This window comes from Geothermobacter hydrogeniphilus, from assembly GCF_002898515.1.
Lineage (GTDB): Bacteria > Desulfobacterota > Desulfuromonadia > Desulfuromonadales > Geothermobacteraceae > Geothermobacter_A.
Map to the genome: position 1 here is coordinate 20,500 of NZ_PPFX01000002.1, position 18,550 is coordinate 39,049.

At 60.7% G+C, this 18,550-nt stretch carries 15 protein-coding genes; 11 read left to right on the plus strand and 4 right to left on the minus strand.

Features of this window, described 5'->3' with window-relative positions; all coding sequences use genetic code 11:
- The first annotated feature begins 60 nt into the window (after positions 1-60).
- The 4 genes from C2E25_RS01135 to C2E25_RS01150 all read left to right on the plus strand — a co-directional run bounded on the left by C2E25_RS01135 (position 61) and on the right by C2E25_RS01150 (position 4,591).
- Positions 61-1,623 (plus strand): hydantoinase B/oxoprolinase family protein, encoded by a 1,563-nt coding sequence (locus tag C2E25_RS01135; RefSeq protein WP_103113983.1) that lies wholly within the window; start codon positions 61-63, stop codon positions 1,621-1,623.
- A 189-nt stretch (positions 1,624-1,812) separates the two neighbouring features.
- Positions 1,813-2,784, plus strand: coding sequence for a TRAP transporter substrate-binding protein (locus C2E25_RS01140; RefSeq protein ID WP_103113984.1), 972 nt, complete (start codon positions 1,813-1,815; stop codon positions 2,782-2,784).
- On the plus strand, positions 2,781-3,275 hold the full coding sequence (locus tag C2E25_RS01145) for a TRAP transporter small permease subunit (RefSeq protein WP_146032875.1): 495 nt from the start codon (positions 2,781-2,783) through the stop codon (positions 3,273-3,275). Before C2E25_RS01140 ends, C2E25_RS01145 begins: the two co-directional genes overlap by 4 nt.
- Positions 3,257-4,591, plus strand: a complete 1,335-nt coding sequence (locus tag C2E25_RS01150) for a TRAP transporter large permease (protein WP_103113986.1) — start codon at positions 3,257-3,259, stop codon at positions 4,589-4,591. Before C2E25_RS01145 ends, C2E25_RS01150 begins: the two co-directional genes overlap by 19 nt.
- Positions 4,592-5,027: 436 nt before the next feature.
- Here the strand turns inward: C2E25_RS01150 and C2E25_RS01155 are convergent, their stop codons facing one another.
- Positions 5,028-6,737, minus strand: coding sequence for a DUF6178 family protein (locus tag C2E25_RS01155; RefSeq protein WP_103113987.1), 1,710 nt, complete (start codon positions 6,735-6,737; stop codon positions 5,028-5,030).
- A gap of 135 nt (positions 6,738-6,872) precedes the next feature.
- On the opposite strand from C2E25_RS01155, the gene C2E25_RS01160 reads away from it, so the two are divergent.
- The 5 genes from C2E25_RS01160 (at position 6,873) to C2E25_RS01180 (ending at position 12,377) form a co-directional block, all read left to right on the plus strand.
- Positions 6,873-7,601 (plus strand): outer membrane lipoprotein-sorting protein, encoded by a 729-nt coding sequence (locus tag C2E25_RS01160; RefSeq protein WP_103113988.1) that lies wholly within the window; start codon positions 6,873-6,875, stop codon positions 7,599-7,601.
- Position 7,602: 1 nt separating this feature from the next.
- Positions 7,603-8,823: an ABC transporter permease gene (locus C2E25_RS01165; protein ID WP_103113989.1), complete on the plus strand. Its 1,221-nt coding sequence runs from the start codon at positions 7,603-7,605 to the stop codon at positions 8,821-8,823.
- A 211-nt stretch (positions 8,824-9,034) separates the two neighbouring features.
- Complete coding sequence (locus C2E25_RS01170; RefSeq protein ID WP_233189293.1) at positions 9,035-10,261, plus strand: ABC transporter permease; 1,227 nt, start codon at positions 9,035-9,037, stop codon at positions 10,259-10,261.
- Between the two features lie 236 nt (positions 10,262-10,497).
- On the plus strand, positions 10,498-11,187 hold the full coding sequence (locus tag C2E25_RS01175; RefSeq protein ID WP_103114110.1) for an ABC transporter ATP-binding protein: 690 nt from the start codon (positions 10,498-10,500) through the stop codon (positions 11,185-11,187).
- Positions 11,184-12,377 carry a hypothetical protein gene (locus C2E25_RS01180; RefSeq protein WP_103113991.1) on the plus strand — a complete coding sequence of 398 codons (1,194 nt, stop codon included), beginning with the start codon at positions 11,184-11,186 and terminating at the stop codon, positions 12,375-12,377. Before C2E25_RS01175 ends, C2E25_RS01180 begins: the two co-directional genes overlap by 4 nt.
- Positions 12,378-12,437: 60 nt before the next feature.
- Here the strand turns inward: C2E25_RS01180 and C2E25_RS01185 are convergent, their stop codons facing one another.
- On the minus strand, positions 12,438-14,612 hold the full coding sequence (locus C2E25_RS01185; protein ID WP_103113992.1) for a HAMP domain-containing methyl-accepting chemotaxis protein: 2,175 nt from the start codon (positions 14,610-14,612) through the stop codon (positions 12,438-12,440).
- A 303-nt stretch (positions 14,613-14,915) separates the two neighbouring features.
- On the opposite strand from C2E25_RS01185, the gene C2E25_RS01190 reads away from it, so the two are divergent.
- On the plus strand, positions 14,916-16,130 hold the full coding sequence (locus C2E25_RS01190; RefSeq protein WP_103113993.1) for a cytochrome C: 1,215 nt from the start codon (positions 14,916-14,918) through the stop codon (positions 16,128-16,130).
- Between the two features lie 37 nt (positions 16,131-16,167).
- Positions 16,168-16,527 (plus strand): cytochrome C, encoded by a 360-nt coding sequence (locus tag C2E25_RS01195; RefSeq protein WP_103113994.1) that lies wholly within the window; start codon positions 16,168-16,170, stop codon positions 16,525-16,527.
- Positions 16,528-16,591: 64 nt separating this feature from the next.
- Here C2E25_RS01195 and C2E25_RS01200 read toward each other — a convergent pair whose 3' ends face one another.
- Together C2E25_RS01200 and amrS are read right to left on the minus strand one after the other, a co-directional pair.
- A complete protein-coding gene (locus tag C2E25_RS01200; RefSeq protein ID WP_269845090.1) occupies positions 16,592-17,491 on the minus strand; it encodes a DUF3179 domain-containing protein in 900 nt (299 codons plus the stop codon).
- A 37-nt stretch (positions 17,492-17,528) separates the two neighbouring features.
- Positions 17,529-18,542, minus strand: coding sequence for an AmmeMemoRadiSam system radical SAM enzyme (gene amrS / locus C2E25_RS01210; RefSeq protein ID WP_103113997.1), 1,014 nt, complete (start codon positions 18,540-18,542; stop codon positions 17,529-17,531).
- Between the last annotated feature and the right edge of the window lie 8 nt (positions 18,543-18,550).

Sequence of the window (18,550 nt, forward strand, 5' to 3'; positions counted from 1 at the left end):
TTTCCCCTCAGCCTTTAGCCCTTGGCCCTTAGCCGCCTTTTATATCCAAAGGACAACACAATGCGTATCAACCCCATATTGCTGCAGGTCTTCAAAAACCGCTTCGCCGCCATCGCCGAGGAAATGGGAGTGACCCTCGGCCGGACCGCGTTCTCCCCCAACATCAAGGAGCGGCGCGACTATTCCTGCGCCCTGTTCGACCGCAAAGGGGACATGATCGCCCAGGCCGCCCACATCCCGGTTCACCTCGGTTCGATGCCGCTCTCGGTCAAGGCGGCGATCGAGGCCGTCGAGATGACCCCGGGCGACATGGTGATGCTCAACAACCCGTTCTGCGGCGGCACCCATCTGCCAGACATCACCCTGGTGGCGCCGGTCTTCATTGCCGGAGAAACGGCCTTCTACATCGCCAACCGCGCCCATCACGCCGATGTCGGCGGCATGACCTCCGGTTCAATGCCGCTCTCCACCTCCCTGTTCCAGGAAGGGATGATCATTTCGCCGACCAAACTGGTGGAGGCCGGCGAGATCGACCGCAAGCTGCTCGATCTGCTGCTCACCAACATCCGCACCCCGGTGGAACGGGAAGGAGATTTCGCCGCCCAGATCATGGCCAACCGTATCGGTCAAAAACGGCTTGAGGAACTGGTCGCCAAGTACGATCTGGCCACGGTGGAACGTTACGCCGAAAATCTCAATGACTATTCCGAACGGTTCATGCGGGCCGCCATTGCCGCTATCCCCGACGGCAGTTACACCTTCAGCGACCAGCTCGACAGTGACGGCATCAGCGAAACGCCGGTCACTATCGACTGCCTCCTGAATATTTCCGGGGATGACGCCCGCATCGACTTTTCAGCAAGCGATCCCCAGGTCGCCGGCAGCGTCAACGCCGTCCATGCCATCACCCTGTCGGCGGTGCTTTACGTCTTCCGCTGCCTGATCCAGGCTGACGTGCCGACCAACGCCGGCTGCGGTCGCCCGCTGTCGGTCATCACCCGTCCGGGGACGGTGGTCGACGCCCGTTTCCCGGCGGCGGTTGCCGGCGGCAACGTCGAAACATCGCAGCGGATTGTCGACGTGGTGCTCGGCGCCCTCGCTCAGGCGCTGCCGGAAAAGATTCCGGCAGCCAGCCAGGGGACCATGAACAACACCACCATCGGCGGCCTTGATCCCCGCAGCGGCATGCCCTTCGCCTACTACGAAACCCTCGCCGGAGGCCATGGCGCCGGCCCCGCGGCCAGCGGCGAATCGGCCATGCACGCCCACATGACCAATACCCTCAACACCCCGGTCGAGGCGCTCGAATACGCCTATCCGTTTCGCGTCACCGAATATTCGATCCGGCGCGGCAGTGGCGGCCGCGGACGCTTCAACGGCGGCGACGGCCTGGTGCGGGAAATCGAACTGCTCGCCGACGCCGAGGTGACCATGCTCAGTGAACGACGCATCCATCCTCCTTACGGTCTTCAGGGAGGAGAAGACGGGCAGACCGGTCGCAACCGGGTGATTCATGCCGACGGATTCCGCGGGATGCCGGGTAAATTCAGCGCCCGGCTCAAAACCGGCGACCGGCTGCGGGTGGAAACGCCCGGCGGGGGAGGATGGGGAAAGATGACATAGGGCGCTGGTTAAAAACAGCTTACCTGTTACCTGAATCAGTGGGTTCCTGCCGGATGAAGAGTGCATTGTGCTGTTCGCCGGTATTGGGCTCGCTGATTCAGGCATGACCACTGCGCCGGCGTGCCGGCATTCATTGACGTCCGCCCGCCCCTTCCCGGGGGCCGGCGGCCCAACCAAAGGAGTGAAGTGATGAAAAGGTTCATGCTCGTCCTGTTGTGCCTGTTGCCGGCCTCCCCGGCCTTTGCCGGCGGCCCGGTCAAGCTCGACCTCAACGCCACCTACGGCGCCACCAGCTTCCATACCCAGGGAGCGATGGCCTTTGCCGAGCAGGTAAAGAAGTACTCCAACGGCAGCGTTGACATCACCGTTCATCCGGGCGGCAGTCTCGGCTTCAAGGGCGCCGAACTGCTCAAGGTGGTCAAGGATGGCCAGGTGCCGATGTCCGACATCCTGATGGGGGTGGTCGCCGGCAGCGAGAAGGTCTTCGGTATCAGCTCCCTGCCGCGCCTGGTCGGCGACTTCAAGCAGGCGCGCGAGCTTTACGACGCCAGCAGGCCGCTCTACGAAAAGGCCGCCGCCAAATGGAACCAGAAATTTCTCTACGCCGCCCCCTGGCCGCCGAGCGGGCTGGTCACCAAGGGCGCCGTCAACAGCGTGGCCGACCTGAAAAACCTCAAGACCCGCACCTACGACAAGAACGGCGCCAACTTCCTCCGTTCTCTCGGCGGCTCGCCGGTCTCCCTCCCCTGGGGGGAAGTCTATTCGTCGCTGCGCACCGGCATGATCGACTCGGTGCTGACCTCGGCCGAATCGGCCAAGAACGGCAAGTTCTGGGAGGTTCTCGACCACTTCAAGGACATCAATTACGCCTTCCCGCTCAACATGGTCACCATCAACCTCGACTACTGGAAGGCCCTGGACAAGGACCAGCAGCAGGCGATGCTGAAAGCCGCCGCGGAGACCGAAAACAACCAGTGGGCCAATTCAGAATCGCGTACGGTTGAGGCTCTCAAGGTCATTCAGCAGCACAAGATCGCCGTCAGCAAGGCCGATGCGGCCCTCAACAAGGCCCTGGACGCCGCGGCGGCGAAGATCATCGCCGACTTCCGCAAGGGGCTGAAACCCTCCGCCCAGGCGGTTCTCGACCGCTTCGCCAGGTGATTGACAGGCTTCTGCGGTGGATAGACGGGTGCAGCAGAATCGGCGCCTGTCTATCCGCCCTCTGCATGCTGCTGATCGTCGGCCTGGTCACGACCGAGGTGGCTCTGCGCACTCTGGCCGGTCGTTCAACCCTGATCGCCGATGAGTACAGCGGTTACCTGATGGTGGCCACGGTGCTGTTCGGCCTTGCCCACACCCTGGCGTCGGGCGGCCACATCCGCATCACCATCCTCACCGGACGTCTGCCGGAAAACCCGCGCCGCGGGTTCGAATCCCTGACCGCTCTGCTCGCCCTGCTGCTCTGCCTCTACCTTTTCCACCACGCCTACGCCATGGTCTACGATACCTGGAGCCTCGGCATGACCGCCGACTCGATCGCCGAAACGCCGCTCTGGATCCCGCAGCTGTCCCTGCTGGCGGGGCTGGCCCTGCTCTGCCTGCAACTGCTGGCCGAAATGCTGAGGAGGCTGCCATTTTTACCGACCCGCTGATATTGACCCTGGTCCTGTTCGGGGTGCTGCTGCTCTGTCTGCTGGCCGGATTGTGGATCGGCTTTTCCCTGTTCACGGTGGGCATTGCCGGGATGCTGCTCCACCAGGTCAACCTGCCGCCGACCATCTCGATCTTCGATAAAATCGGCGGGCTGATGGCCAACTCGGTCTGGAACAGCCTCAATTCCTGGTCGCTGACCGCCCTGCCGCTCTTCATCCTGATGGGGGAGATCCTGTTCCGCACCGCCGTCTCCACCCGACTGCTGAACGGTCTGCTGCCCTGGCTCGGCTGGATCCCCGGCCGGCTGCTGCACATCAACGTCGTCGCCTGCTCGTTGTTCGCGGCGGTCTCCGGATCGAGCGCCGCCACCACCGCCACGGTCGGCAAAATTACCCTCGACGAACTCTCGAAGCGCGGCTACGACCGTTCCCTGGCGATCGGTTCGCTGGCCGGTGCCGGGACTCTCGGCTTCCTCATCCCACCGAGCCTGATCATGATTATTTACGGGGTGCTGTCGGATACCTCGATCGGCAAGCTGTTCATCGGCGGGGTGATTCCGGGACTGGTGCTGGCGGGATTCTACTCACTCTACATCGCCGGCCGGGCCCTGCTCAACCCGCAGGTGGTGCCGGGCCACAAGGAACGCTTCAACAGCCGCGACCGGCTGGCCTCCCTCGGCGACCTGGCGCCGGTCCTGCTGCTGGTCTTCGTCGTCCTCGGCGGCATCTATTTCGGCTTCACCACCCCGACCGAGGCGGCGGTCATCGGTGTCCTCGGCTCGCTGCTGCTGGCGCTGGCCTACCGCAACCTCACCTGGGACAATTTTCGCCAATCACTGCTGCAGGCGGTGCGCACCACCGGGATGATCTGCCTGATCATCGCCGGGGCGGCCTTCCTGTCGCAGGTGGTCGGCTTCGTCGGTATCGCCCGCGGCATCAGCCAGGCGATCGCCGCCATGCAGCTCTCTCCCTACACCCTGCTGCTGGTTCTGGGATTGATGTACCTGGTTCTGGGAATGATCCTTGACGGCATCTCGATCGTCGTCATGACCCTGCCGATCGTCTTACCGATCGTGGTCCAGGCCGGGTTTTCGCCGCTCTGGTTCGGGATTTTCCTGGTCATCATGGTGGAGTTGTCGCAGATCACGCCGCCGGTCGGTTTCAGCCTGTTCGTCATCCAGGGCATCGCCGCGGAGCCGGTTGCCGCCATCCTCAAGGCAACCCTGCCCTTCTTCCTGATCATGATCGGCATGGTGATACTGCTGGCCCTCTTCCCCGAGATAGTGCTCTACCTCCCGGAGAAGATGATACCCTGAATCAGTGAGTTTCTGTTGGATGGAGAGTACAAGTGCTTGGTCTGAATGAGATTTTCAAAAATCTGAAGCGTACCCACAGGTTCGCTGGTGATTTTTGGGAAGCTCAGGCAGAGCAATGACTTGGGCTATCCGCCGACAAGGGGCTCACTGATTCAGGGATTCATTAGCAGGCTGATGAAAAACGCCCATCTGCTGTGTTATCCTTCCCCCGCGTCAACGACGTACCTTCCGGTACGCCTTATTCCGCGGGGGTACGGACGCCTTGCAGCTGGACATTTTTGCTCAACCTGAAGAACATGACTTTTTCAACCCTGGCAGGGCAGGCGCTCGGCTCTCGGCCTCTGGCACTGGGTAAAAAAAGGCTGCACCCCCGATTTGGAAGGGGTACAGCCTTGACTTTTTATCTGACCTGGAGCCTTAAAACCTGCCTGCCGCCTCAGGACGGGTCAAGCAGCACGATCAGGCCGCCGACGAAGCGCGGATCGAGACTGTCGGCATCCAGGTTGCAGAATTCCTCGTCCCAGACCGCCAGGCACCAGTCGGCGAAACTGCCGCCGCCGGGCAGCTGCCGCTCCAGTTCGGCGATGGTCTTTTTCCGCAGGTCGGGGTCGACCCGGCCGTCACGGCCGGCGAGACCATGCAGGGTGACCAGTTCCACCGCCGGAATCGGCTCGGGAACAAATTCGCCACCGAGCAACTGGTTGCCGAGAGCGGTGAGAAAGAAGGTGCTCAGGCTGACCTGGACGAGCTCATCGGGCTGACAACCGGTGAGATCGAAATTTTCAGCCTCCGGCAGAGTGAATGGAAAAACTTCTTCAAACAGCCGCCGCTGGACTTCGAGACGCCGCAGCCAGTCTCCGGCCAATTGCAGCTCCGTCAGGCACTCGAAGGGACGGCTGCCGCCGCGGTTGACTTCCAGGATCCCTTCCCAGCACTCCGGACGCGGTTTCGCCAGGTTTTCAAGCAGCGCGCGGCAGGGGGCGTCGAAGTAGGGAGCCAGGGAACTTTTCAGCAGGGTCCGGGCCCGGCCCTGCAGCTGCAGCAACAGGCTGAAACCGAACCGAAAAAGGATTTCAAGGTAGGAGGACTCGAACAGCTCCGCGGCCCGCGCCACATCCTGTCCGCAGAGTTTCTCCAGCGCCAGGTTGAGAGTCGCGTAGAGCCGGCGCAGTGCCTGATCGACCTGCAGGACGTCCCCGGCATCGATGCCGTCGGCGACCAGCAACTTGTTCAGCAGGCAGGTCAGTTCCCAGGCGGTTTCATCACTCAGACCGCCGGCGAGAACTTCAGCCAGCAGGTTTTTCGGCAGTGTTTCCGCCAGCACAAAACCGGGAGCGGCACGATCCTCTTCGAAACCGAAGGGAATCGTCTTGCGCGCGTCCGCCGGGCTGAAAGTCTCCGGGTCGAGCCAGGCGTAAATGCCGCGGGCGGCAAAAGGCTCGGGAAACCCCTGATCCAGCAGCCGACCATTCCGCCAGCGAAAGACCTCCTCTTCGAGGGCGGCATCCAGCTCCTGCCGGATCGACTCAACCAGTCGACGGTGGAAGACCGGGTCGCGCCGGAAGAGGACGCCGAGCAGCCGCTCCAGCAGCTTGGCCACCTCGCTGTCGCTGTATTCAATGACGAAACCACCGTTGAGCAGAATCGCCTCGTCACGCTCATCCTCGTCGTCAAAATCCTCGGGCCCCCGGGTCACCCGCATCCACTTCTTGAACATCAGCGTCAGCAGCTCGAACTCGATCCCGGTCAGCACCCTGAGCTGCTGATCTTCTTCGGCCTCGGCCACCAGGGTCAACCAGTGCAGAGCCTGCCGCGGATCGAGCAGATCCCCCTGCCAGCAATCGAGATCGATGAAACCGTTGATCTGTTCCGGGGTCGCCAGTGCCAGCAGTTCCAGGACATCCTCGGCCCCCAGCTCCCGGATCAGCAGGTAAAGTTCCTGCATCGGCATCCGCTGCACCAGCTGTTGCATGTCGGCGGCCTCGATCAGCAGATCATATTGCTGCCGGCCGCGCAGAGACTGGACCATGGCCAGCCGTTCGTCGAAGCTGAGAGCATTGAATTCCTTGCCGCTGATCTCGCGCGGTTGACGCAACAGCGTCAGATGCTTGACCCGACGTTTGTCGGGCAGGGTCATTTTATTCATCGTCCATCCTCGTCAAGAGATTGCCTCCAAGTGGGGCAATCTAATGCAGTGACTACGGCAGGTCAAGGACCCTGCATGGAATTCCGCGGATTACCGCAGCAATGGTTTCACTGATCTGCTGCTATAATAGCTTCCATGAGATATTTTGTAATCCTCCTGCTGTTGTTCTGCGCCCCCGCTTACGGTTTCGGCCTTGACCTGCGGCAACTGGTTCGCGGCGTCGAAGATCAGTACATGGGCGCCTCCTCGACCGCCCGGATGACCATGCGGGTCAGCACCGTCCACTGGCAGCGTAGCACTGAAATGGATGCCTGGTCACTGGGACGGAACCATTTTCTGGTCCGCATCCGCGAACCGGCCAGAGAACGCGGCGTAGCCACCCTGAAGGTCGGCCGGGAGGTCTGGAACTACCTGCCCAAAGTTGACCGGACCATCAAGATCCCGCCCTCGATGATGGGGGGAGCCTGGATGGGCAGCCACATCACCAACAACGATCTCGTCAAGGCGGCGCACGTCGATGAAGATTACGATTTCACCCTGTTGAGCGAAGATGAAATAAGCTGGACCGTGGAAGGCACACCCAAACCCGACGCGGCGGTGATCTGGGGAAAAATCATCTACCACATCGAAAAACAACGCCGGGTACCGCAGCAGATCAGCTATTTCGATGAGGACATGATCGAGGTCCGAAGAATAAGCTTTGACCGGGTGAAAAAGATCGACGGCCGTTTCATCCCGCTCAGAATGAGCGTTCACCCCCTGGAGAAACCGGGTGAAAAGACCATTCTCGAATACCGTGAACTCGATTTCAACATGGATCTTACACCCGCTTTCTTCTCCCTGCGCAACCTGAAACGGCACTGACATGCTGATCGCCATCGCCTACCGCAACCTCTGGCGCAACCGCCGCCGTACCCTGCTGACCCTGTCGGCGATGGTGGTCAGCTCATCGCTGCTGATTCTCGCCCTGGGCGTCTTCTCCGGCATGCTGGAAGACATGCTGGCGTCGGCGACCGAACAGTATCATGGACACCTGGTCGTTTCCAAAAGCGGCTATCAGGACAACCACGACCTGTATGCGACCATCAGGGATGAGAAGCTGCCCGTCATGCTGGAAAATCGACCCGAGGTCGTAGCCGCCTCCCCCCGGCTGCGGGCTTACGGTCTGCTGTCGGGACGCGACATCAGCCGACCGGCGGAACTGCTCGGGATCGATCCTGAACGGGAAGAGAAGGTCACCACCCTGATGGCTCACCTGGTCGCCGGACGACCGCTGCCGTCGGCTGCCGGCAACGGCGCCCTGATCGGCTCCGGTCTCGCGCGTCGTCTCGGTGTCGGTCCCGGTGATCAGCTGGTCTTCGTCACCGGCGCCGCGGACGGTTCAATCGGCAATGACCTGCTGCGGGTCACCGGCATTTTCAGCACCGGAGACAGCGGGCACGACAACGGCCTGGTGCTGGTCGGCCTCCCCTGGCTGCAGCAGTTGCTGGTGCTTCCCGGGCAGGTGCATGAAATTGCCATGCGAGTCAACGACCCGATGGCCGCCGCCGGAATTGCCGACCGGCTTGCCGCCGAACTGCCGCCCGGACTGGACGTTTTCGACTGGGGAGACCTGCTGCCGGAAATGCGTGAAGCGGTCGCCTCCTTCGATGTCAGCCGCATGATCGTCGTGCTGATCCTCTATGCCGCCACCGGTCTCGGCATCCTCAACACCTTCTTCATGGCGGTGATGGAACGGACCCGCGAATTCGGCATCCTGATGGCGATCGGCATGCGGCCGCGGACAGTCCGCGCCATGGTGCTGCTCGAAACCCTGCAGCTCGGACTGCTCGCCCTGCTCCTCGGCGGAGCCATTGGACTGCTGATGACCTGGCTCATGCAGCGCTTCGGCATCGACCTGTCGGGACAGATCACCCCGGTCACCTACGCCGGCGGCACGATTCTGCCGCGCCTGCATGCCGCCTTCGACCCGGTCAACGTCTGGATGCCCTGCGGGTTGCTGCTGGTGGTCTGTATGGTCGCCGGCTACCTGCCCGCCCGCCGGGCGGCGAAACTGCAGCCGGTGGCGGCGATCCGGGAGGAATGATGAAAGCTTTTTTGCCGCCAAGACGCCAGGAGCGCCAAGAAGGGCAAAACCCTTTCAACGGAGAGCCGGAGAGGTGCAGAGAAGGAGAGAAAATCTTTTGAATTTTAAAACCCAAAAAATGTCTTATGCCTTTCTCCGCATCTCTCCGTTAAGAAGAGGTTTTCTTGGCGCTCTTGGTGTCTGGCGGCATTCTGGATAATATAGGGTGAACATGCTGATCCTAGCCTGGCGAAATATCTGGCGCAACCGGCGACGGACGCTGATCACCCTGGCGGCTATCGCCCTCAGTGTGACCCTGGTGCAGGCTTTTCACAACCTTTCGTACGGGGTCTACCAAAGCATGATCGCCGGTGGTGTCCGGGCCGGCAGCGGTCACCTGACAATTTATCGCAAGGGCTATGTCGACAGCCGCGACGAGCGGCTTTCCTGGCGACGGGGAGACCTGGCGGAACAGGCCGCTGCTCTGCCGGGAGTCGAAGCGGTGCTGCCACGCGTCTACCTGCCGGGCATGGCGCAGTCGAGCCGCGAGAGCCGGGGCATCCTGCTGACCGGCATCGACCCGCGGGCCGAACGACCGATCAACCCCTTTCTCAAAGGACTTGATGACACGCGGATGATCCGCTCCCTCTCCGGACGAGACGCCCTGGTGGGGTTCCGGCTGCTGAAGGAACTCAAACTCAAGCCGGGCCGAAAGTTCGTCGTCACGGTGCAGAACCGATCCGGCGACCTGGCCAGTGAACTGTTCCGGGTACGGGGAGTCATCACCACCGGCCTGAAGGATGTCGACGGCAGGCTGATCATGGTCGGCCTGAAAAAAGCGGCCGCGATGGCTGGAATTGGCGGGGAGATCCATGAACTGGCGATCATTCTCGATCAGCCGCGGCGTGACCGGGACGTCGGTCCGGCACTGGAAAAGCTGATTCACAACCGTCGGCAGCTCGTGGTCATCCCCTGGGACCGGGCGATGCCGAACCTGGCCAACGCCATCAAGCTCGACTATGCCAGCCAGAAGTTCATCTTCGCCATCATCCTGCTGATCGTCACCATCGGCGTGGTCAACACCCAGTTGATGTCGGTGATGGAACGTTATCGTGAATTCGGCATCATCCTCGCCGTCGGCGCCACGGCCGGCCGTCTGCGCCTGCTGGTGCTGACCGAGTCTCTGATAATCGGGCTGAGCGCGATGCTGCTGGGCTCGGCGCTCGGCAGCCTGGCGACCCTTTACCTGAGCCGGGTCGGCATCGACCTGCGATCTTTTGTCTCCGAATCGCTCGAATTCGGCGGAGTGATTTTCGACCCGGTCCTGCGCGCCGCCTGGGATTTCGGCTACATGACGCAGATCGCCTGCTACGTCGTCATCCTCTCCCTGCTCGCCGCCCTCTACCCGGCCCGCAAGGCCGGCCGCATCCAGCCGGCCGAGGCGATGCGGAAAATCTGATGGGAAAGTCAGGGCCGCAAAACACCAGGAAAGTCAAAAACTCATTTAACGGAGAGACGGAGAGGGGCAGAGCCAGAGAGAGAATTTTATGGGTTTAAAATCAAAACCTGCTTTTGATTTTCTCAGCGTTCTCTCCCTCTCAGCGACTCTCCGTTAAAAAAACGTTTCTTGGCGTCTTGGCGGCATCATGGCCTTTAAGCTTGCAGCTTCCAGCTTTGAACTATATCTTTATCCCCATGTCCCTGATCCAACTCGACAAGGTCTGCAAAACCTACCGCACCGGCAACCTGGAGGTTCCGGCGGTGGTCGATTTCACCGCCACCATCGAGGCGGGAGAATTCACCGTGCTGGCCGGTCCCTCCGGCAGCGGCAAAACCACCCTGCTCAACCTGATCGGCTGCCTCGACCAGCCGAGTTCCGGGCAGGTGGTGCTCGACGGTCGCAATGTCGCCACCACGCCGACCCGCAAACTGGCCGATTTCCGACTGCGGCACATCGGCTTCATCTTCCAGTCCTACAACCTGATCCCGGTACTGACGGCGCTGGAAAACGCCGAATTCACCCTGATGCTGCGCGGCGTGCCGCAACAACAGAGACATCAGCGGGTACGCGAACTTTTCGCCCTCCTCGGCCTCGAAGGGCTGGAGAACCGGCGTCCCAATGACCTTTCCGGCGGGCAGCAGCAGCGGGTCGCCATCGCCCGCGCCATCGCCGCGGAACCGGCGGTTGTGCTGGCCGACGAGCCGACAGCCAATCTTGACTCCAGGGCCAGCCGGGAGCTACTCGAACTGATGCACCGCCTCAACCGGGAGCAGCGGACCACCTTCGTCTTTTCCTCTCACGACCCGCAGGTGGTCGACATGGCCAGGCGGGTCATCAGCCTGCACGACGGCCGTCTTGCCGACGACCGGCGCCGGGAACCGTGACTCGTCTGCCGGCCTTGCTGCTGCTGTTTATCCTGAGTGCAACTCCGGCGGTGGCCGACTGCTCTGTCGGCGGTTTTCTGAAAAGTATCGATCTCTATCGCCAGGCGCCCCCGCAGAGCAACCTGCCGGCGGGGTGGCTTTCCGCCAACCGTCTGCGACTGGAAACGGAAGGACCGCTTGCCGGCAACTGGCAGTTCGACATCGCCGGAGAAAACCTGTTGCTCTACAGCGACCCGCCGGGGTTGACGCCGTTGCCGGGCGAAACTATCAACCGCCGACTCGACCTCGAAAGAGACTGGAATCGCGACGGACGCTTCGCCGATCAACTGCAGGTCGACCGCCTGCAGATCACCTGGCAGGATGACGATAACAGGTTCAGCCTCGGACGGCAGGCCCTCGGATTCGGCCGCATCCTGATCTTTTCGCCCCTCGACATCATCGCCCCCTTTGCCCCCGACGCCATCGATGCCGAGGTGCGCCCAGGTGTTGACGCGCTGCAGGCGGCCCACTATTTCGGACTCGGCGGCGAACTGGCGGGAACGGTCGTTTTCGGTCAGACAGCGCGACTGAACAGCTATCTGCTGACAACCACCTACAATGCAGCCGGAATCGACCTGCTCGTCATCGGCGGTTCGCTGCGTGACCGACCGATGCTCGGCATCGGTGCGGCAGGCAGTCTCGGCGGATTGGGGATCAAGGCGGAAGCCGCCCTCTACCGGGGAAGGGATGTCGGTCAACCCGGCGGCGATCCGGATGACCATTTTTCAATCGGGGCCCTGGAACTCTGGTACCGTTTTGCCAACGACCTGGTCCTGGTCGCCGAATATCTCTACAACGGCCCCGGAACCGGCGACCCGCGTGACTACCCGGAGCGCATGCTGACGGCACCGGTTGAGGAAAACCTGACCTACCTTCTCGGTCGCCACTACCTGCTGCTCGCGCCCTCTTATGAGCTGCATCCGCTTCTCAACCTGCAGGGGCTGCTGATCTGGAACCTGGACGATGATTCTTTCCTGCTGCGGCCTCTGATCGATATTTCCCTGGGCGACAACCTCAGTCTGCAGCTTTTCTGGTCTTTTTCGGTCGGCAACAAACCGCGACGACAGCCATTTTCACCCCTGCCGGAAATCCGCAGTGAATTCGGCTCGGCCGGTGGCGCCGGCGGACTGTTCCTGGCGTACCATTTCTGACCGCCCCCATGACGCAATTTGTCACTGCCGGAGGGGGACAACTCTCGACAACCGGGAAGATCACTCCAGAACCTTAAAGGCAACGACTTCCTTTTCCAGGGCCTGAATCTCCGCGGAAAGTTCACCCAGAATGGTGTCCATGGCATTGGCCGAACCAAGATTTTTCCCGGTCGACTCCTGGATGGCGGCAATCGCCTCCACGATCCGGCTGCTCCCGGCAGCCTGCTGGTCGCAGGACTGACGGATTTCCAGGATTTTACTGCTGACACCCTCTGTCAGATGCGAGATCTGCTCGCTTTCGTCGCTCTGTTTACGGGTGGCGTTGCGGACCCTGTCCGTCAGTTCCGCCATCTTTTCAACCTCGGCCATGATCTCCTCGCTGGCAGTGGCCTGTTGATGAGTCGACATGGCGATCTGGCCGACCATGTCCGAAACCTTCTCCATGGTATCGCGAATGAGCTGACTCCCTTTGGCCTGTTCCCGGGTGGCCCGGGCAATCTCGCTGACCTGCACCGTGGACCGCTCGACACCATCGACAATTTTGTTCAGGGCGGTCCCGGCCTGCAACGAAAGAGACTCACCCTCTTCAATCTTCTTCTCAGCGCTGGTGACAGCCTGGATAACGGACCGCATTTCTTCCTCCACCCGCCCGATAACCTGCTCGATCTCATCGGTCGACTGGCCGGTACGCTCCGCCAGGGAACGGATTTCATCCGCAACGACAGCAAATCCGCGTCCATGTTCTCCGGACTGGGCGGCAATAATGGACGCATTGAGTGACAACAACCGGGCTTCCTCGGTCACATCGTTGATAACCGAAAGGAACATGCCGATATCCTTGACACTCTGGTCCAGGGAATGGATCGAATCGGCCGTCAATTGTCCCGAGCGTCGAATTTCCTTGATCCCTTCAATGGTTGCCTGAACCGCCCGCTGTCCGGTCTCGGCATCCTGGTGTACGGCTTCCGCAATCCTCGCCGTCTGCCGGGCATTCCCCTCGATTTCCTGAATGGAGGTATCCATCTCGGCGATCGAGGACGCCGTTGTGACCGCGGCATGATTGAGAGTTCTGGCGTTCTCTTCAATATGCTTGATGGTCGCGACCATTTCGCTGATGGAGGAACTGACTTGCTCCACGGATCCGGCCAGGGATTCGGTACTGCCCGCAACACCTTGAATGTTCCTGGCCATGTTGAGAATTGACAGCGCGGTCTCGGCAACGGAACGATTCAGCACCTCAACAGCGGCCGTAATCTCCTGCTGCGAATCGTTAATACGGATAACGGCCGCTGAAGTCTCTTCGACGCCCCGCTGTTGAACCTCCGCGCCGTCGACGACCTCCCTGGAAACATCGAGCATGCGATTTTCCATCTGACCCAATTTCCCGGTCAGTATTTTGACCTTGCCCAGCATGGCCGACAGCTTTTCCAGCATCAGGTTGAAATCAGCACCGAGCCGTCCCAACTCATCCTCCGAGAGGATTGTAACCGTTGCGGTCAGGTCTCCTTCGGCCCCCTGTCTGAGAGCTTTTACAAGTATTTTGATACGACTGACGATGAACCGGGTGGCAAACAAACCAAGGGCGACAGCCAGCAGGATCGAAGCGCCGATCACGCTGAGAAAAAGCACCGAAGAACGGTGCTGAATAGCGGCGGCTTCCGTGGCTCCCAGCGCGGTCAGTTTGCCGACTTCAACCAGCAGATCATCAACCGCGACACTCACCGCATCGACTTCATGCGGAAGCTCTGTCCGGACCAGCCGGTCGAGTGTGCCGTCAGCAGTCGCGCCGTTCAACAGAGCCGCCTTGCGTTTCAGCAGTTTCTGCGCCACCAGGTCGAAGGCCTCGAAGTTCCGGCGGACATTCTCAACCCGCTTATGCAGCGCGCTTCCGGGTTGAGCGGGAGGGATGTGGAGACGGGGTTGCCCCTTGAGCAGAATCGTGCAGTAGCTGTCGAAAGTCCCCCGCTGCAAATCGTAGTCGACCTTGTGGTTCTCAAAGTCATCGGCGTTGCCCCGAGTCATGGCCGCTTCAAGCAGGTTGAGCCGACTGCCCTGCAACGCCACCTTCATCAGTACGGTTATCTTGGTCTGCGCCGCGCGACTCTTGGTCTGCGCCAGCAGCGCACGGATCTGGGACTGGCTCCACAAACCGAAACTGCCGGTGACGGCGACAAGCATTGCCATCACCAGAAAAAGAAAAACCAGCTTGTATTGCAGCTTGATATTTTTCAGCATTTCTCAATCTCCTCCCGGAGCCACGTTCAACGCTAAATCACGGATAACAGGCAAATTGTGTCATTTTACGTATTTACCGTGAAAACAAGCAATTCTTTTTCTGCAGCGGATCCCCCCCAACCTGTGGACGGGGGGATCCGCCGGGCCCAGAATGCAGTTGAAACCGAGCAACAATCGTACCGACAACCTGAACAATTTTGGCGCAATAACTGCATTTCACGCTGTGCTCGTTTATTCTGCCCGGTTCACCGACCAACCCGCGTGGCCGCAAACCGGAGCTTTATTTATCTTAGGAGGTCGAACATGAAAGCTCAGATCATTCTCATCCTGCTGACGGCCGGGCTGATCATCCCCTGCCTGAGCGCCACTCCCGCCCGGGCAATTCCCGCTTTTGCCCGCCAGTATAAAACCGAATGCAAGACGTGCCACACCGTCTTTCCCGAACGCAATGAGTTCGGCGACGCGTTTGAAAAAAATGGTTTCATCTGGCCCGGCAAGGTCCACTCCCAGCCCCAGGTGAAAACGACCCTGTCTCCCGCGGAACGTCAGAAAGCTGAAGCCATGTATAACAGCGGCCTGCCCGAGCAGCTTCCGGTTTCGCTGCTGGCGCAACACGATGTGACCTACAACAGCGACGCGCAACCGAATTTTGACCTCGACGCCGAAACCGAGCTGGAGATCTTCGCGGCCGGGAATTTCCGCAACCAGGTCGGCTTCTGGGCGGAATACAATTTTGAACCCGACAAAACCACGGGTGAGATCTACCTGCAGCTGCAGCAGCCCTACAACCTTCCCTTCAATGTCAAACTGGGAGAATTTAAGCCGAAACTGAGCATCTGGAAAGCGAATGACCGCCCGTCTCTCAGCAAGTTCGGCTACAACGGCATGAAAGTCGGAAACAACGATTTTGAAATCGCCGGCGAGCAGGGAGCCGTCGAACTCAATGGCGTTCTGGGATCCCGTCTTTTTGTCGCCGCCGGGGTCACCAACGGACCGGACCCGAAAAGCGCCAACAACGGCAAAGACTATTACGGGCACATCTCGGTACGTATCGGCGGCACCGACTTCCTCGGTAAGGAGCCCGAGGTCGACCTTGATCATGACAGCGTCTGGGACTACCTGACCCTGACTATCGGCAGTTTCGGCTATTTCGGTTCCAACGCCGACGGGGTCAATGATTTCTACCGTGCCGGGCTGGAATCGGAAACCCTCTACAAGCGACTGCGGGTTCGCGTCAGCGGCATTTACGGCCGTGACGACGATCCCTCCGGCACCGGCGTAAGCGTGGATTCACGCTTCGCTCTCGCCCAGGTCGAATACCTGATCGGCTCCGGCCTGATGCCGTCGATGCGTTTTGAATTCCAGGATATTGATGAAGAGGGAATCACCCGCCGCTATATCCCGGGAATCTCCTACGCTCTGCTGCAGAATGTGCGCTTTGCCGTTGAGTACCTGCACGAGACCACCCCCGACGAGACCATCCGGGAAACAACCGGCCGGGTCACCTTCGTATTCTGATTACAACCGGCTCCTTCCTCATGAAGAGAGAGGCACAATGAAAAAACGAATACTGATTCTGCTCACCCTGCTGCTGTTCGCTGCTGGAGCGGAAGCCAAACTGGTTGTTATCGGCAGCGGCAATGACACCCGTTTCGATCCCTCCGGCTTCCCGCCGGACATGCAGAAGGCGTACAAGCTCATGGAGGTCAAATGCGTCAAGTGCCACTCCCTTGAACGGGTCGCCATCGCGCTGCAGACAGGTATCGCTCCCATTACCGGCGGGCTTTTCGACCGCAACGCAACCCGCGCTTACGGCATCAAGATGTTGCGCAAACCTGATTCGAACATGACCAAACAGGACGTCAAGATCGTCGTTCCGCTGCTCAATTTCATGCTCGACGAAGTCGAGCACTAACCCCCCATCCCCCCCGCTTCCCCGGCTGGAAGCGGGGGGATGACATATTCCCTTCCGGCATCCTTCATTCAAACCGTTCCGTCTGCGGATGAAACGCCTTCCAGACAAACCAGTAGGTCGTGACATGGGGAACCGTTCGCCCCTCGCTGTCCGTTATCCGCAGGCGGTCATCGCTCTTGTCATAACGAAACGACAATTTTTCTCCGCCAACCGAGTCCTCCAGTTGTCCCCGCTGCCTGACAACCGACAACGGGTAAGCCCGACTGACACCTTTCTTCTCGATGCCGACCACCAGTTCCTTGTCCTCTTCGCCGGGCCCGGCACGCAGAAAACCAAACAGCCCGCTGCGTCGACGGTAGTAATCTTCATAGGGGTCACGGCTGTAATCCCGGTCATATCCGGTCGCGGTGGTCAGGACCAAGGTACGCGGATGCCCGGCACGCCACTTGTCCCAACGGGTCAGGGTCGAGGGAAGAACATCCAGCTTCGCGCCACGCCTCGGCCCGGTCACCGCGTGGCGCAGAATCTGTGACCAGAGCGATTCACTTTGATGATCGTACATCAGCACATTGCTGCGATAGAGCAGGCCGGAGACCCCGAAGGTCAGTTCTTCATCACCGATTCGGCGGGAGTACACGACTCCCGAATAGGCCAGCGGTCACCAGGAAACCAGCACCGGCAGGCCGCCGAAGCGATCGTTGACCAGTTCATGCCAGGATAGGATGCGGGTCGGGTAGGCCTTGGCGATCCCGTTGATGTCGACCCCCAGCACCAGTTCATCAGAACGCATGAAGGCGGCTTTGCCGGCAGCGGCGAATCGCGGTTCAAACAAAGCCGGAATGCCGTCTTTGGGCGGCCCGCCGGAGAGGATCTCGCCGGTATCGATATCGGCTCGGGAGAGATCCCAGGCGGCGAAAACCGGACCCGGCCAGAGTGACAGCGCCAATAACAGCAACAGGCGCATGAGCGTGTTCCTTTCTCCTCCCTGGCAGTTCCGTGATTCAGGTGAAAAGTCCGGCCAGGCGCGTGCCGCACTGTCGGCAGCAACCGCCCTCGAGGCGCATGGCAACCACCTGGAAGCCGCGCCGCTCGATGAGCCTCTCCCCGCACCCGGAGCAGAGGGTATGTCCCCCCTCGGGATCATGGACATTGCCGGTGTAGACATGCAGCAACCCGGCCTCCCGACCGAAATCGCGGGCGCGGCGCAGGGTGTCGGCCGGGGTCGGCGGGGCATCCAGCAATTTGTAGGTCGGATAGAACGCGGTGACATGCCAGGGAACCTCGCAACCAAGTTCACCGGCGATGAAACGGGCGATCCCGCGCAACTGGTCATCATCATCGTTGCGCCCCGGGATGACCAGGGTCGTCACCTCGATCCAGATACCCTGCCGGCGGTAATCCTTCAGGGTGTCCAGAACACCGTCGAGAGAGGCCCCGGTCAGCTTGCGATAGACATCGTCGCGAAACGCCTTGAGGTCGATATTGGCGGCATCAAGGTAGGGTGCCAGCGCCGCCAGCGGCTCGGGCATGATATAGCCGTTGCTGATGAAAAGATTGCGCAACCCGGCCCGCCGTGCCAGCACTGCCGTATCATAGGCATACTCGAAGTAGATGGTCGGCTCGGTGTAGGTATAGGCGATGCTGTCACAATCCGCCTGCCGGGCGCGGCGGACAATATCCGCCGGGGACAGGACCTCCCCCGCCGGCGGTCGCCCGGAAAGCGGCCACTGGGATATCTGATGATTCTGACAATGCAGGCAGCGGAAGTTGCAGCCGACCGTGGCGATGGAAAAGCTCAGCGATCCCGGGTCGACATGGTAGAGAGGTTTCTTCTCGATCGGATCGACCTGCTCGGAAATGCTGCGCCCGTAGACGGTCGTATAGAGCGTCCCGTCGCGGTTCTCGCGCACGCCGCAACGACCCTGCCGGCCGACGGGAATCGTGCATTCAAAACGGCACAACCCGCATCGGACCGTCTGCCCCTCCCCTTTTTTCCAGAAGCGTGCCTCGTGCATCTCTTTTC